At 64.5% G+C, this 14,093-nt stretch carries 17 protein-coding genes; 7 read left to right on the forward strand and 10 right to left on the reverse strand.

Features of this window, described 5'->3' with window-relative positions:
- Window positions 1–11 precede the first annotated feature (11 nt).
- Window positions 12–590, forward strand: coding sequence for a hypothetical protein (locus tag R3P93_RS15495; protein WP_156517177.1), 579 nt, complete (start codon window positions 12–14; stop codon window positions 588–590).
- On the opposite strand, the gene R3P93_RS15500 is transcribed toward R3P93_RS15495, so the two are convergent.
- Window positions 587–1,369 (reverse strand): class I SAM-dependent methyltransferase, encoded by a 783-nt coding sequence (locus R3P93_RS15500; protein WP_317533378.1) that lies wholly within the window; start codon window positions 1,367–1,369, stop codon window positions 587–589. The genes R3P93_RS15495 and R3P93_RS15500 overlap by 4 nt on opposite strands.
- Window positions 1,366–1,926 (reverse strand): carboxymuconolactone decarboxylase family protein, encoded by a 561-nt coding sequence (locus R3P93_RS15505; RefSeq protein WP_269595107.1) that lies wholly within the window; start codon window positions 1,924–1,926, stop codon window positions 1,366–1,368. The genes R3P93_RS15500 and R3P93_RS15505 overlap by 4 nt, the downstream gene beginning before the upstream one ends.
- A gap of 91 nt (window positions 1,927–2,017) precedes the next feature.
- Between R3P93_RS15505 and R3P93_RS15510 the strand changes: the two genes are divergently transcribed.
- The gene (locus R3P93_RS15510) at window positions 2,018–2,941 is read left to right on the forward strand and encodes an iron-siderophore ABC transporter substrate-binding protein (RefSeq protein ID WP_317533379.1); all 924 of its coding nucleotides are present in this window, start codon (window positions 2,018–2,020) and stop codon (window positions 2,939–2,941) included.
- 47 nt (window positions 2,942–2,988) lie between these two features.
- On the opposite strand, the gene R3P93_RS15515 is transcribed toward R3P93_RS15510, so the two are convergent.
- The 6 genes from R3P93_RS15515 to urtA all read right to left on the reverse strand — a co-directional run bounded on the left by R3P93_RS15515 (window position 2,989) and on the right by urtA (window position 8,503).
- Window positions 2,989–3,657 (reverse strand): GntR family transcriptional regulator, encoded by a 669-nt coding sequence (locus tag R3P93_RS15515; RefSeq protein WP_317533380.1) that lies wholly within the window; start codon window positions 3,655–3,657, stop codon window positions 2,989–2,991.
- Window positions 3,658–3,668: 11 nt separating this feature from the next.
- A complete protein-coding gene (gene urtE, locus R3P93_RS15520) occupies window positions 3,669–4,361 on the reverse strand; it encodes an urea ABC transporter ATP-binding subunit UrtE (protein WP_094641033.1) in 693 nt (230 codons plus the stop codon).
- Entirely contained in the window at window positions 4,354–5,184 is an 831-nt protein-coding gene (urtD, locus tag R3P93_RS15525) for an urea ABC transporter ATP-binding protein UrtD (RefSeq protein WP_317533381.1), read from the reverse strand. Before urtD ends, urtE begins: the two co-directional genes overlap by 8 nt.
- Window positions 5,181–6,272: an urea ABC transporter permease subunit UrtC gene (gene urtC, locus R3P93_RS15530; protein WP_317533382.1), complete on the reverse strand. Its 1,092-nt coding sequence runs from the start codon at window positions 6,270–6,272 to the stop codon at window positions 5,181–5,183. The genes urtD and urtC overlap by 4 nt, the downstream gene beginning before the upstream one ends.
- Window positions 6,269–7,153 (reverse strand): urea ABC transporter permease subunit UrtB, encoded by an 885-nt coding sequence (gene urtB / locus R3P93_RS15535; RefSeq protein ID WP_037186827.1) that lies wholly within the window; start codon window positions 7,151–7,153, stop codon window positions 6,269–6,271. Before urtB ends, urtC begins: the two co-directional genes overlap by 4 nt.
- Before the next feature lie 72 nt (window positions 7,154–7,225).
- Window positions 7,226–8,503, reverse strand: coding sequence for an urea ABC transporter substrate-binding protein (urtA, locus tag R3P93_RS15540; RefSeq protein WP_094641034.1), 1,278 nt, complete (start codon window positions 8,501–8,503; stop codon window positions 7,226–7,228).
- A gap of 181 nt (window positions 8,504–8,684) precedes the next feature.
- On the opposite strand from urtA, the gene R3P93_RS15545 reads away from it, so the two are divergent.
- The 3 genes from R3P93_RS15545 to R3P93_RS15555 all read left to right on the forward strand — a co-directional run bounded on the left by R3P93_RS15545 (window position 8,685) and on the right by R3P93_RS15555 (window position 10,075).
- Window positions 8,685–8,897 (forward strand): helix-turn-helix transcriptional regulator, encoded by a 213-nt coding sequence (locus R3P93_RS15545; RefSeq protein ID WP_068046235.1) that lies wholly within the window; start codon window positions 8,685–8,687, stop codon window positions 8,895–8,897.
- The gene (locus R3P93_RS15550; RefSeq protein ID WP_068046232.1) at window positions 8,894–9,415 is read left to right on the forward strand and encodes a hypothetical protein; all 522 of its coding nucleotides are present in this window, start codon (window positions 8,894–8,896) and stop codon (window positions 9,413–9,415) included. The genes R3P93_RS15545 and R3P93_RS15550 overlap by 4 nt, the downstream gene beginning before the upstream one ends.
- Before the next feature lie 225 nt (window positions 9,416–9,640).
- Window positions 9,641–10,075, forward strand: coding sequence for a hypothetical protein (locus R3P93_RS15555; protein ID WP_068046230.1), 435 nt, complete (start codon window positions 9,641–9,643; stop codon window positions 10,073–10,075).
- A gap of 11 nt (window positions 10,076–10,086) precedes the next feature.
- Here R3P93_RS15555 and R3P93_RS15560 read toward each other — a convergent pair whose 3' ends face one another.
- Window positions 10,087–11,133, reverse strand: coding sequence for an agmatine deiminase family protein (locus tag R3P93_RS15560; protein ID WP_317533383.1), 1,047 nt, complete (start codon window positions 11,131–11,133; stop codon window positions 10,087–10,089).
- Window positions 11,130–12,116: a nitrilase-related carbon-nitrogen hydrolase gene (locus tag R3P93_RS15565; protein WP_317533384.1), complete on the reverse strand. Its 987-nt coding sequence runs from the start codon at window positions 12,114–12,116 to the stop codon at window positions 11,130–11,132. The genes R3P93_RS15560 and R3P93_RS15565 overlap by 4 nt, the downstream gene beginning before the upstream one ends.
- 82 nt (window positions 12,117–12,198) lie before the next feature.
- Between R3P93_RS15565 and R3P93_RS15570 the strand changes: the two genes are divergently transcribed.
- The gene (locus tag R3P93_RS15570) at window positions 12,199–12,816 is read left to right on the forward strand and encodes a TetR/AcrR family transcriptional regulator C-terminal domain-containing protein (RefSeq protein WP_317533385.1); all 618 of its coding nucleotides are present in this window, start codon (window positions 12,199–12,201) and stop codon (window positions 12,814–12,816) included.
- A 64-nt stretch (window positions 12,817–12,880) separates the two neighbouring features.
- Complete coding sequence (locus R3P93_RS15575; protein ID WP_317533386.1) at window positions 12,881–14,092, forward strand: MFS transporter; 1,212 nt, start codon at window positions 12,881–12,883, stop codon at window positions 14,090–14,092.
- Window position 14,093 lies beyond the last annotated feature (1 nt).

Below are 14,093 nucleotides of genomic sequence, written 5' to 3' on the forward strand. Positions count from 1 at the left end.
GTGACCCCCTCATGGTCGAAGTAGATGCATCCGAAAAGAAGACAGAAACAATGCCCGAGGACAAGACTGCGACTGCGCCCGAGAACCCCGAGCGGCGACGCCGTATCCGGTGGTCCGTCGTGGGTGCGGCGGTACCGGGGGTAGTGCTGGCAGTGGTGTTCGGCGTGCTGTGGCATTCTGCGGCAGGCGATCTGGCAGCCGAACGTGCACACGAGCAGGACCGGCAGATGGCGCTGAACACGGCCACCGAGTACACCGCACGGTCGTTGACGTACGACTACCGCAACCTCGACGCCTTCTTCGAAGGAGTCGACCAGGGCGCGTCGCAGTCACTGCAGGACAGGTACGACGGTGTCCGGGAAGCACTCACCGCGATCATGAACGAGTCCCAGGTGGTGGCGACCGGTGAGGTTCTCTCGGCGGCAATCGATTCCGAATCCGGTGGAGAGTACAAGGTGGCGGTGTTCGCCCAGCAGACGACACAGAACGTACAACAGCCCGACCCCGGCAACGTTCCCAATCTCCTGCTGGTGACGGTCACCGACCAGGACGGTCAGTGGATCGTCAGCGACTACGGTCCCAAGACCTAGATCCGCTCCGTTGCGCGGGCATTGGTAGCGCTGACGAACTGCGCGAGGCCGCGCACTTCCTGCTCGATCTCGGTCAGTCCCGATGCCTCGAACACGTCGACGAACAGGTTCTTCGGGAACATCCTCACACCCGCCAGGCCCGTTCCGAAGCCGACGACGGTACCCAGCGGTGCCGGGCGTGGCTCGCAGCTGGTCATGATTGCGATGCGTCCACCCGGGCGCACGACGCGAATCAGCTCGTCCAGCACCGTCATGGGCTTCGGGACGAGATACAGTGCGGCGTAGCAGCATACGGCGTCGAACGCGCCGTCGGCATAGGGCAGTCGGGCGGCATCTCCCCGCACGTACGCCGCGCGGGGGCCGCGGTTGTCTCGCACCGCGCGGGCGATCATCGCCTCGGAGATGTCGAATCCGACGGCGAGCCCATCACCGGTGAGAGCCTCCGAGAGGAACCTGGTGAAGTTGCCCGGGCCGCACGCGACATCGAGTACCCGTTGCGGGCCGTTCAATCGAAGGTCGGCAACGGCTTTCGCACGTTCGGCCGACATGGACATGCCGGCGACGCCCATCACCGATACACCGAACGGGCGCCACACCTTCTCGTAGATCGCCGCCACCACGCGGTTGTTCATCGCGATGCTGGCCGGCGACGGATTCGGTGCGGGCACGTTCGGTAAGAGTTCGACGTACCCGCCGTCGGTGCGCGCCAGCCCCCGCAGCACCTCGGGCTCGATCATCTCGAGTGCGCGGTGCAATGCGGTCTCGGCAGAGTCGATCATGGTCGCGGAGGCCGGTCGCCGTAGTCCCGCTCCACTCGCAGAACGCCGAGAGTGGTTGCCAGGCCATCGTATTGAGTGACCAGCAGGACGAATTCGATGAGTCGTCGCTCGTCGAACTGGGTGGCGAGTTGGTTCCAGGTCGCGTCGGAGAGGATTTTGGTGGCGATGAGTTCGTCGACCGCAGTGAGGATGGTCCGATACCGCGTCGACAGTCCCGGTGCGTCCGGTCCGGTCTTGATCAGCTCGAGCAGATCCCGGTCGATGCCCGCCCGCTTGCCCAGCCGGATGTGATGGTCCATCTCGTACGCGGAATCGCGCAGGTGCGCCACGCGCAGGATCACCATTTCGGTTTCCTTGCGTGAGATCTTCCCGCCGGGCATCAGGTGGCCGCTGTAGAACAGCCATGCCCGATACAGCCCACCGGTGCGCCCGAGGGTGGTGAACAAGTGCGGATTGGGCACCCCCGCACCCTTGGCGATCACCTTGCAGATGACCCAGTTGATGGGCCCGAGGGTTCTGGCGGTACCGGACGGAATGCGTGGTGTGGTCACAGCCACACCGTACCGACTGCCCGGCCGGACGTCACCGGGACGAAGAAGGCTAGGCTACCCTTCTTGTCATCCAGCACAAACTTTCCTCGGAGGACCCTTGACGAAGTCCCATGCCCGCATCACGGCCCTCGCGCTCACCATCGCCGCCCTCGGAGTGACTGCGACGGCGTGCTCGTCCACCGACCCCGCCCCCGACAGCGCAGGCAGCGCCACGAGATCGATCGAGACCGTCCGGGGAACGGTCGACGTGCCCGAGACCCCGCTGCGCATCGTCACCCTGGAGCCGGTCGAGCTCGACACCACCGTCGCCCTCGGCGTAATGCCCGTCGGCACCGCCGTGCTCAGCGAGACGAGCGGCGTGCCGTCGTACCTCGGTACCGAAGCGGCGAACATCGCGACCGTCGGTACGGTTGCCGAACCGACCATCGAGGACATCGCGGCCCTGCAACCCGATCTGATCCTGGGCACGGAGACTCGACACGCCGAGTACTACGACCAACTCTCCGCCATTGCACCGACGGTGTTCATGGCATCCCAGTCCGATCCGTGGCGCGAGAACGTCAGGTTCGTCGGGCGCACTCTCGGCAAGGAGAACGACGCCGAGGAACTGCTCACCGACTACGACGACCGGTGTGCCGAGATCGCCGAGGAATTCGACACTGCCGGGCAGACGGCACAACTCATCAGGCCGCGCAACGGTGAGCTGACCCTGTACGGGCCGTCGTCCTTCGCCGGGAGCACCCTCGAATGTGCAGGCTTCACCACTCCGCCGCGGCCGGAATGGGCGGACGAGATCTCGGTCGACATCTCGCCCGAGCTGGCGGCTCAGGCGGCAGCGGATCTGATCGTCGTCACCGCCGCCGACCCGTCGGACCCCGCGGCGATTCCGGCGTCGATCACCGCCAACGCAGCGATCCTGCCGAACCCGCACGCGGTGGACATGTCGTACTGGATCACCGGGGTCGGGCCCATGGGTGGGCAGACCGTGCTCGACGACATCGATCGGATTCTCTCGGACTAGTTGGGTCGTTCCGCAGGCTCCACTCCTGGCGGGTCGCGCCTGACGCATCAGATACGGACCGCGCCGGCCAGCGCCGCCGCCTGCTGCGCCCGCGCGACCACTCGATCGCGTGATGAATCGATATGGGCGAGTAGCAGTTCCAGTGCCGAGTCCAGGGTCCCGGCGAGCACGCGTTCGACGATGTCGATGTGTTGATCGATCGCCGAGACGACGGCTGCGGCGTCGAGTCCGCCGAGTATCCGAACCGGACGCACCTTGGCGTTCACGGTGCACAGCGCCTCGGTCAGAGCCGGATTACCCGACGTGGCCAGCAAGGTGACGTGAAAGTTCTCGTCCAGGGACACCAGATCGTCGGTGGTGCCGGGAGGGTCGTCCCGCAAACCGATCCAGGTGTCCAACAGGTTCGACAGCGACGCCCGGTCGACGGACTGGGATGTCGAGCGCGTGATGCCGCGAGCCTCGAGAGTGGCCCGTAGCTCGTACAGATCGGGCAGGTCGCTCAGTCGTGGACGATAGGCGTGCAGCCCGGCGTCATCGCGAGTGACGAGACCGTCGGCCTGCAATCTGGCCAAGGCTTCACGCACCGGAGTGCGCGAGACACCGTACAGCTCGGCGAGACGCTCCTCGCCGAGCCGTTCGGTGGAACTGATGGCACCGGAGATCAGATCCCGGCGCAGTGACGAATAGACCTTCTCGCGAAGGTCCCTGCGCGGCACGATGCGTCCGGTCAGATCGCCATGGCTGCGCGGACGTCTGCCTCGGACTCGGCTCCGCCCACGCCGGTGGACGTGATGCGGCCGGCCTCGAGGATGTAGTAGTTCTGCGCCGACTCCAGAGCGAAACCGATGTGCTGCTCCACCAACAACACTCCGAGACCGCCGCGTCGAGTGAGTTCTATGACGGTGCGTTCGATCTCGGCGACCACCGACGGTTGGATGCCCTCGGTGGGCTCGTCCAGGATCAACATTCGCGGTTCGGTGATCAGGGCCCTCGCGATCGCCAGCTGCTGGCGCTGTCCACCCGAGAGCAATCCCGCTCTGCGACCGAGCAATTCCTTCAATGCCGGAAACAGATCGAGTGCCTCGTCGATCAGCGCCTTGCCGCGCTTGCGGCCGTCGGCGACCACCTGCAGGTTCTCGGCCGTGGTCAACTGGCCGAACGACTGCTGACCCTGCGGCACATAGGCGAGCCCCCGAGCGACGCGGGCGCTGGGGCGCAACGCGCTCACGTCCTCGCCGTCGAACAGAACCTTGCCGGAATTGACCTTCAGCAAGCCGACCGCTGCCCGCAGCAGGGTGGTCTTGCCGGCACCGTTGTGCCCCATCACTGCGGCGACACCGTCGGCCGGAACCGTCAGCGACGCACCGTGAATGACTTCGCTGCGGCCGTAACCGGTACGTACATCGACCAGTTCAAGCATGACCGGCTCCCTCTTCTGCGATGTGATCGAGTTCCTCGCCCGCAGCCGCGGTGCCGAGGTACACCTCTTGGACCTTCGGATCGGCCTGTACCTCGGCCACTGTGCCCTCGGCCAGGACCCGTCCGGCTGCCAACACCGTCACCGAAGTGGCGAACATGCGCATGAAGTCCATGTCGTGCTCGACCACCACGACCGTCCGCTCACCGCCGATGCGCTGCAGCAGCTGGCCCGTTTCCTCGCGTTCCTCGTGACTCATGCCGGCGACCGGCTCGTCGAGCAGCAGCACGTCGGCGTTCTGCACCAACAGCATTCCGATCTCGAGCCACTGCTTCTGACCGTGCGCGAGAATTCCTGCCGGCTTGTCGCGCTCGGCCATCAGGCCGATGGTCTCGAGTGCCTCCTCGATCTGCGGCAGCACCGATCCTCGACGACGCAACATTGTCAGCACCGACCGACCGGACCCGGCGGCGATGTCCAGGTTCTGCAATACCGTCAGATTCTCGAAGATGCTGGCGGTCTGGAAGGTTCGGCCGATGCCCAGGCGGGCGATCTGATGCACCTTCTTGCCGAGCAGTTCCACGCCGGATTTGGTGACCGAGCCGGTCGCCGGGACGAGGCCGGTGATGGCGTCGATCAGCGTGGTCTTGCCTGCGCCGTTGGGCCCGATGAGGAAACGCAGATCGCCCTGCATCAGCGTCAGATCGACGTTGGTGTTGGCCTTGAAACCGTCGAAACTGACTGTCAGGTCTCGGACTTCGAGGTACTGACTCGACATGCCGGCGTTGCCGCCGAACGTGGGTTGTGGACCTTCGACGTGGATCATCGCGTCAGTTCCTTCTCTGGCTCGTCGCTCGGTTCGGGTACCGCTTCGGCTTCCTTCTTTCGTTTTCGCAGCGCGAACAGTCCTGCGATACCGGCGGGGAAGAACCCGACGACCACCACGAACAACAGTCCCTGCGCGTACGTCCAGCCCGACGGGAACTGCTCGGACAGTGTGGTCTGAGCCCAGGCGACGCCGAGTGCGCCGAGGACCGGGCCGAGCAGGGTTGTACGACCGCCGATCGCGACACCGATGAGGAACGCGATGGACGGGACGATGCCTACGTCGTTGGGGGAGATGATGCCGACGATCGGAACGAACAGCGCGCCTGCGAGACCCGCGAAGAACGCGGCCGCCACGTAGGCCACGATCTTGACGTTGGCGGGGTCGTAGCCGAGGAACCGCACCCGCTCCTCCTGGTCGCGTACCGCCACCAACAGTTCGCCGTAGCGCGAGTACATCAGCTGGCGGGTGATGGCGACGACGACGAGGAGTACGCCTGCAGCGATGAAGAACAGCATCTGCTTGTTGGCCGGGTCGTTGAGGTTGAACCCGAAGAAGGTGCGGAACCTGTTGAGGCCGTTGGATCCACCGGTGGTCTGCTGGCCGATGAGCAGAATCGCGAAAGCCGCGGCCAGTGCCTGGCTGAGGATCGCGAAGTACGCGCCCTTGACCCGACGCTTGAACACGCCGAGACCGAGTACCAGCGCCACCAGGGCCGGCACGAACAGAATGCCCAGGATCGTGGTGATCGGCGAGGTGAACGGCACCCAGTACGAGGGCAGTTCGCGAATTCCGGCGATCGACATGAAGTCCGGTACGTCGTCGCCGCGGAGATCGGCGTCGGAGATCTTCAGATGCATGGCCATGATGTAGGCACCGATACCGAAGAAGACACCCTGACCGAGGGTGAGCATTCCGCCTCGGCCCCATGCCAATCCGATACCGACGGCCACGATGGCGTAGCAGATGAACTTGCCCAGCAGGTTCAGCCGGAAGTCGCTGAGGACGGCCGGAGCGACTGCGAACAACAGAATCGCGGCGAGCGCGAATCCCAGTAGAGCGCCGCGCTTGGCGATGAACTCGCTCATACCAGGCTCCTTGTCTTGACGGCGAACAAGCCCTGCGGTCGGGCCTGCAGGAAGATCACGATGAGCACGAACACGATGACCTTGGCGATCGACGCCGTGGTGCTGTACTCGATGAACGAGTTGAGAATTCCCAGAGCGAAGGCCGCGATGACCGCGCCCTTGATCTGGCCGAGACCACCGACGACGACCACCAGGAAGGCGTCGATCAGATAGCTCTGTCCCACAGTGGAACTGGTGGAACCGATCAAGGTGAGTGCGACACCCGCGACGCCGGCGAGTCCGGAGCCGAGGAAGAACGTCGAGATATCGGTCCTACGACTCGAGATGCCCGAGGTCTCCGCGAGATCGCGGTTCTGCACCACCGCGCGGATGCGTCGACCCATCGCGGTCTTCTTCAGCGCGATCGACAGCGCAACAACGGCGACGACCGCGAGGACGAGGATGAAGATTCTGGTCTTGGGCACCACGGCACCGAGGATGTCGACGCCGCCGGTCAGCCACCCCGGGGACACGACGTTGACCGCCGGTGCCCCGAAGATGTCGCGAGCGAGCTGCTGCAGGATGAGCCCGACGCCGAACGTGACGAGCAGGGTGTCGAGTGGTCGGTGGTACATACGCTGAATCAGCGTGACCTCCAACAACACTCCCATGGCGCCGCCGACGAGGAAGCCGACGATCAGAGAGATGAACAGTGATGCGCCGCCGGTGGAGACGATCTGCTGCACCACGTAGGCCGTGTACGAACCGGCCATGATGAACTCGCCGTGCGCCATGTTGATGACGCCCATCTGACCGAACGTCAGTGAGAGCCCGAGGGCGGCGAGCAAGAGAATGGATCCGATCGACAGGCCGGTGAACAACTGTCCGATCACGACGTCCATAGGGGAGCTCCTTCGGAGCATGTGAGTGGAACTTCGTAGCAGGCTACGAAGTTCCACTAACATGGGTGGTGGTCAGTTGAGGTCGGCGGCCCAGTCGTAGGTCTCCAGGAACGGGTCGGGTGCGATCGCCTCGGGCGACTCCCACACCGTGTAGATCAGTCCGTCGGCACGGATCTCACCGATGCGGGCGGTCTTGGAGATGTGGTGGTTGTCGCCGTCGATGACGACCTCACCCTCGGGAGCGGCGAAGCTGACTCCGTCGGCCGCGGCCTGAACGTCCGCCACAGCAAAGGAATCGGCCTTCTCGACGGTGTTCTTCCACAGGTAGACCGAGGTGTACGCGGCTTCCATCGGGTCCGAGGTGGGCTTGTCGGCGCCGTACTTCGCCTTGTAGTCGGCGACGAACTTGGTGTTCTCGGGGCTGTCGACGGTCTGGTAGTAGTTCCAGGCGGTCAGCTGGCCCTCGATGTTGGCCGCACCGATTCCGGCGACTTCTTCCTCGGCGATGGAGACCGAGATGACCGGCATGTCAGCAGCTTTGAGGCCGGCGTTGGTGTACTCGCGGAAGAACGCGACGTTCGAGTCGCCGTTGAGGGTGTTGAACACCGCGTCCGCGTCGGCCGAGCGAACCTTGTTCACGATGGTGGAGAAGTCCGTCGAGCCGAGCGGGGTGTAATCCTCGCCCTTGATCTCGATGTCGTTCGCGGCCGCGTAGGCCTTGATCTCTCGGTTGGCGGTCTGCGGGAAGACGTAGTCGCTACCGACGAGGTACAGCGACTTCACACCCTGTTCCTTGAGGTAGTCCAGTGCCGGAATGATCTGCTGGTTGGTGGTGGCACCGGTGTAGAAGATGTTGTCCGACGCCTCGAGTCCCTCGTACTGCACGGGGTAGTAGAGGAGAGCGTCGTTGTCCTCGAACACGGGCAGCATCGCCTTGCGCGACGACGAGGTCCATCCACCGAAAACCGCTGCGACACAGTCGCTGCTGATGAGCTTCTCGGCCTTCTCGGCGAACACCGTCGGCTCGGACGCACCGTCCTCGGCGACGACCTCGATCTGCTTGCCGTTGACTCCGCCCGCTGCGTTGATCTGCTCGACGGCCAGTGCGATCGAATCACGCACCGTCACTTCGCTGATCGCCATGGTGCCGGACAGGGAGTTGAGCGAGCCGACCTTGATGGTGTCACCGGAGGTGTCGACACACGAGGTGGCAGAACCGCCGCCGCCGTCGGCAGAGGCGGTGTCGCTCGCCTTGCTTCCGCAGGCGGTGGCAACGAGGCTCAATGCAGCCAGCGCTGCGGGAACGACCATGACGCGCTTGAAGGACATGCGCTTCGAGACAGCAGGCATCTACGGCCCTTTCGGAGGTTTTGTATACGGAGTTGTATTCGCGATTGCGAACAGTAAAGGGAAGTTATTGCGTCGGTATGTTCTGCGGTCACGAGTCTGTTTCCCGCGTTACGCGGACGTAAATGCCGCGGGATGACAACTCCTCTTGACATTTCATGACAAGCAGAGTTGACTTTCTGGCATGTCCGGAACGAACAACGTTCGCGCGCATCGCAAACAGGCACGGATCACCCAGGCCGAACTCGGCAAAATCTGCGGGGTGAGCCGTCAGAGCATCGTCTCCGTCGAAGGCGGCGACTATGCGCCGAGCGTCTACCTGGCGCTGCGATTGGCCCGCGCACTCGATACGACGGTGGAAACACTGTTCGGAAACGAAGGAGAGGCAGAATCATGAGCGCATTCGTCAGAGCAGCCCGATTCGTCGGCGACCTCGACGACGAGTTCTACGCCGACGAACTCCAACGCGACATCTGGAACGAGGCCTCGGCCGTCGGATTCCAGTCGCTGCTGTGGATCGGGCTGATCGCAGGCGCGATCCTGCCCTTCGCGGCAGGCGTGACCGGAGCGTGGGTGGCGTTGGGCATCTACGTCGCGCTGATCGTCGTGGCCTACGTGGTTATCGGGTACGCACGCGCGCGAGGGATCGACATGTACACCGTGCAGGAGCTTCGGCGTGCCCGCATAGCCGTTGCCTCGGCGCTCTTCGTCCTATGTGGAGGGGGAGCCGCAATTCGTCTGCTCGCTCGCTACGGTGACGGCAATCTCGGGTCTCTGTGGATCGGGGTGGCCGTCGGTGCGCCGCTCGGCTTCGCCGCGGCGGTCGTTGGAGTCAAGGCGCATCAGCGTCGCCGGCGAGAAGCCGAGCTCGCCGCCGAGAAGGCCGAACTACAGGGCTTCGAGGAAACGGACTGACTCTCGTGTCCTTGATCACTCGCGCCGAGTATTACATGGTGCAAGGATACGTAAAGATATCGTTTCGAACAGTCCGCTCGCAGATCGGAGGAGCGAGAGGTATGTTCTGACCGATGACATCGAGATTCCCTGGATGTTCGCGGCTGCGGGTGGGCTGGTCGGAGGCGGGTTCGTAACGCGGACGATTGCGCCCCCGATGTAAAGAGAGGCTCGGGGTCGAGGCCGATGACGACGTGTGAAACCAATCCGTCTTCCATCGCGCCACGAAGCACCAACGAGACCACGTCGGACGTCCACCTTCTGGTGGAGCACGCTAACAGGGAAGTCGAGGCCGTGCGCAGAGACAAGAGTTACCTCAGACTCGTCGGGTCGAGCACGCCGCAGCCCACCATCGAGGCACTCGGCGGACCGAAGGCCATCACGGTCCACGTCGACAACGTCCTGCCGGGTCAGATGTGCGAGGTTCTGCACAACGGGATGCTGTCGTTGAGTCAGCGCGTGATCGTGGACGAGAATGCCACCAGCATCACCATCACCACGTTCAACCTCAAGCCGGGCGAATACAACGTCTCACTGCGTCTCGACGGACGCTTGGACTGCGTGACCGAATCGCTCACCGTCACCGTCGGCGAGGAGCTCGAGGTTCGTCGCAGCTCGTAGGACCCCACTTCTCACTGGAGATTCCTCGCCGCAGGCTGATGCTGGGTGATGCAGTGGATCCCGCCGCCTCGCTCGAACAGTGGCCTCGCATCGACGGTCACCACATCCCGGCCCGGGTACGCGTCGCGCAGGATCGCGGCCGCTTCGGCGTCGGACGGGTCGTCGTAACTGCAGGCGATCACGCCGCCGTTGACGACCAGATGATTGATGTAGCTGTAGTCGACGAATCCGTCGGCATCACGCAGTGTCTGCGGAGCCGGCACCTCGACGATGTTCCAGTCCGCACCCGAGCCGTCGTGGGTGGCCCGCAAGGTGTCGACGATCAATGAACTGACCTCGTAGTCGGGGTGAGCCCGGTCGTGTTGCCGATGCACCAGCACGGTTCCCGGTGACGGAATGGCCGCGACGATGTCGACGTGTCCTCGGGTACCGAAACGCATGGAATCGCGCGTCAGTCCGCGCGGCAGCCAGATGACGTGCTGCGCACCGATGGTTCGTGCCAGTTCTGCTTCGATGTCGGCTTTCGACAGTCCGGGGTTGCGCCCAGGATCGAGCTGTACGGTCTCGGTCACCAGCACGGTGCCTGCGCCGTCGACCGCGATGCCGCCGCCCTCGTTGACTATCGGCGACGTGATTCGCGGTACCGCAGCCTGATTCGCGACGAACTCGCCGATACGACTGTCCTTGTCCCACTGCGCCCAGTCCTGCGCACCCCAGCCGTTGAAGACCCAGTCGACGGCGGCGACCGAACCGTCCTGTGCGTGAACGAATGTCGGACCGATGTCGCGCATCCAGGCGTCGTTCAACGGTGCTTCGACGATGTCGATGTCGCGCGAGAGGTACGTCGCAGCCACGGCGCGTTCGGCCGGATCGACGACGACGGTCACCGGCTCGAACGCGGCAACAGCGTGTGCGACGGCCGCCCACGTGGAGCGGGCCTCGTGCTTGGCCGCCGGGTCGTCTCCGAGGGAGTAGCCCTCGCACGGGAACGCCATCCACACCTTGTCCTGCGGAGCGGTCTCGGACGGCATCGTGAATGTCGCTGCAGTGGTTGTCATTTGATCACCGGAGTCGCGGGATGTCCGTCACCGTACGGGGCGTCGGTGTTCACCGGCTCGGTGAGGCGGCCGTACGTGTCGGGTCTGCGTGTCAGTAGGAACGGAAAGAGCTCCAACCATTCTCGACGCTGATCGAGGTCGAGATCCGCGACGAGGACGGCCGATTCGTCTCGGGGTGCCTGAACCAGGATGCGGCCGAACGGATCGGAGATGAACGACGAACCGTAGAAGGTGATCTCGCCTTCGTTTCCGCAGCGGTTGGGTACCACCATGAACAGGCCGTTCGAGATGCCGTGGCCGACGATGACGTGTTGCCACAGCGGTTGGGTGTCGAAGGCCGGGAACGACGGCTCGGACCCGATGGCCGTCGGATACGCGAGAATCTCTGCGCCGCCGAGCGCGTAACTGCGCGCGACCTCGGGGAACCACTCGTCCCAGCACGTGGGTAGGCCCACTCTCGCTCCGCCGAGTTCCGCGGGGGAGTACACGGGATACGGGTCCTCGGCCGGACCGGCCCGGAAGTAGGTGTCCTCGTAATAGCCGGCCGAGATGGGGATGTGCAACTTGCGGGTTCTCGCCAGCAGTTCTCCCGTCGGCGAGACCATGATGGCGCTGTTGAACCCCAATCCGTCTGGGGCTTCGGACTTCTCGTACAGCGAGGCATGAACCACGATGCCGTTCGCGGCTGCGGCCTCGGCAGCGAGAGTGAACGTTGGCCCGGTCAGCAGATCCTCGGCTTCACTGCCCGGGTTGGCTCCGGCGCGGGTGTCGGCGGGGTAGCGCAACAGGGTGATCTCGGGCAGGAAGACGACCTTCGCCCCGAGGTCCGCGGCAGCGGCGATGGCGTCGAGCAGTTCGGCCTTCAACGCTGCGGCATCGGGATTCCAACGATGCTGCACCAGTCCGACGCGGAGCGGCGCGCGATCGGTCGGGGTGGTTCGGGTCAGGGCCTCGGGGGCCGAGAGATTGGTGAGTGTCAGCATGCTGATCTCCTGTTAAAACGAATGTGATTCGTTAAGTATCGTGGATGTCTGCCTCGAACGCAACAGATACGGGAGAAATGCTGTGGGACGACCGTCGGCACCCCTTCTCGACCTCGATCGCATCACTACGGCGGCCCTGACTCTCGTCGAAGAATCGGGTGGATTCACCATGCCTCAGCTGGCCAAGAAGCTGAAGGTCAGTCCGTCCTCGCTCTACAACCACGTGTCCGGACGTGACGAGATCATCGAGTTGCTGCGGGGCCGGGCGATGTCCGAGGTGGCGATGCCGGAGGTCGGTATGCCGTGGCGTGAGGCGCTCGCCTGGATCGCACGCGGCTACCGAAACAGCTACGGACGCTACCCGCGGCTGATTCCACTGCTGACGGCTCAGGCCGTGAACAGTAGCGCTGCGTTCGGGATGTACAACACGCTGGCGCGGGTGCTGACAGACGCCGGCTTCGTGCCCGCCGACGTGCTCCGCATCATCACCGTGCTCGACAGTTACGTGTTGGGTTCGGCGTTGGATCTGGCAGCTCCCGAGGCACCGTGGCTCAGCAGTCGCGACGTGGAACCGGAACTGAGAGCTGCCCTGGACACCGCGGGAGATCTGCGCGAGCGATCCGAGGATGCCTTCGAGTACGGACTCCGAGCGCTGCTGGCCGGATTCGATCCCACGCCTGCGGACATGCTCGACGGTTAGGTCATCGGCAACAACTGCAGGCGCACCTTGACCTTGACGCAACGTCAATGCCGATCATCGAAGCATGAGTCGAATCCGTCTTGCTGTCCCTCTGTACATCGGTGGCGCTTCGTTGTCGCTTTTCGGCAACTCGGCGATCACGATCGTCCTGCCCTGGTTGGTGCTGGCCACGACCGGAAGTCTGTCGTCGGCAGGTCTGATCGCTGCGGCAGCGGGCATTGCGGCGGTACCGGCAACATTCGCCGGTGGTCGTCTGATCGATCGATTCGGGGCACGCAACGTGGCCGTAGTCTCCGATCTCGGTAGTGCGACTGCGGTTCTCGGCTTGATCGTGGTGAGTGCGACGGTGGGGTTGTCGGTGCCGTGGTTCGTGGTGCTGGGTGTTGCAGGCGCGGTCTTCGATGTTCCGGGGATGACGGCTCGTCAAGCGATGCTCGCCGACGTCGCGTCGATCTCGGGAACGTCGGTCACCGCGGTGGCCGGGTTCTTTCAGACCGGGTTCTCGCTGGCGTTCCTGGCCGGACCGGCTCTGGCGGGCCTGCTGTTGAGCGTGCTGAATCCGATCGACGTCGTTGCCGTCACGGCCGCATCGTCGGCGGCCGCAGCGGTGCTGACCGCGTTGGTACCGGTCATGGGGCAGGCATTCCCGACTGCCGCCACGGGCTCCGGGAGTGCCCTCGACCTGATCCGTGCCACGCCCGCACTGCGGGCGATGCTGATCTTCGCGTTCCTCGCGAGCCTGGTCACCCCGCCGATGATCAGCCTGCTGCTGCCCGGCCACTTCAACGAGATCGGCGAACCCGGGCAGCTGGGCCTGGCGATGTCGGCGTTCGCGATCGGTGCGCTGGCGGGGTCGGCACTGTTCGCTGTGTTGGCCGCCCGATCGCGACGGGCCACCTTCGTGACGGGAATGGGGGCGATGACGGCCGGCATCTGGCTGTTCGCACAATTGCAAGGGTTCTGGATCGGCGCAGCGGGGATGCTGGTCATGGGTCTCGGATCCGGGCTGTTCGGTCCGATCTGGAACGTCTACGTCGCCGAGCGTGTCCCCGCAGACGTTCGGGGGCGCGTCCTCGGCTGGCTGAACATGGGCGGGCTCGTGGCGGGTCCGATGGGGTTGGGGCTGATGTCGGTGGTGCTCGTCGGCGGAGATCTCGGTCTCGGGGCTGTCGTCATGGGCGTCGGATGGACCGCTGTCGCCGCCTATGCGGTCCTGAGTCCGGGTGCACGTGAGCTGACCGAACCGCTGCCGCAGTCTGCCCGGGTGGACGATTGAT

This window comes from Rhodococcus cerastii, from assembly GCF_033042195.1.
Taxonomy (GTDB): domain Bacteria; phylum Actinomycetota; class Actinomycetes; order Mycobacteriales; family Mycobacteriaceae; genus Rhodococcoides.

Bases quoted from the DNA above. Each gene is read 5' to 3' on its own strand.
- R3P93_RS15565 (WP_317533384.1), bottom strand. From the start codon at position 12,116: ATGCTGACACTCACCAATCTCTCGGCCCCCGAGGCCCTGACCCGAACC.
- R3P93_RS15560 (WP_317533383.1), bottom strand. From the start codon at position 11,133: ATGACAACCACTGCAGCGACATTCACGATGCCGTCCGAGACCGCTCCG.
- urtE (WP_094641033.1), bottom strand. From the start codon at position 4,361: ATGCTTGAACTGGTCGATGTACGTACCGGTTACGGCCGCAGCGAAGTC.
- R3P93_RS15495 (WP_156517177.1), top strand. From the start codon at position 12: ATGGTCGAAGTAGATGCATCCGAAAAGAAGACAGAAACAATGCCCGAG.
- urtC (WP_317533382.1), bottom strand. From the start codon at position 6,272: ATGAGCGAGTTCATCGCCAAGCGCGGCGCTCTACTGGGATTCGCGCTC.
- R3P93_RS15575 (WP_317533386.1), top strand. From the start codon at position 12,881: ATGAGTCGAATCCGTCTTGCTGTCCCTCTGTACATCGGTGGCGCTTCG.
- R3P93_RS15500 (WP_317533378.1), bottom strand. From the start codon at position 1,369: ATGATCGACTCTGCCGAGACCGCATTGCACCGCGCACTCGAGATGATC.
- urtD (WP_317533381.1), bottom strand. From the start codon at position 5,184: ATGATCCACGTCGAAGGTCCACAACCCACGTTCGGCGGCAACGCCGGC.
- R3P93_RS15555 (WP_068046230.1), top strand. From the start codon at position 9,641: ATGACGACGTGTGAAACCAATCCGTCTTCCATCGCGCCACGAAGCACC.
- urtA (WP_094641034.1), bottom strand. From the start codon at position 8,503: ATGCCTGCTGTCTCGAAGCGCATGTCCTTCAAGCGCGTCATGGTCGTT.
- R3P93_RS15550 (WP_068046232.1), top strand. From the start codon at position 8,894: ATGAGCGCATTCGTCAGAGCAGCCCGATTCGTCGGCGACCTCGACGAC.
- R3P93_RS15545 (WP_068046235.1), top strand. From the start codon at position 8,685: ATGTCCGGAACGAACAACGTTCGCGCGCATCGCAAACAGGCACGGATC.
- urtB (WP_037186827.1), bottom strand. From the start codon at position 7,153: ATGGACGTCGTGATCGGACAGTTGTTCACCGGCCTGTCGATCGGATCC.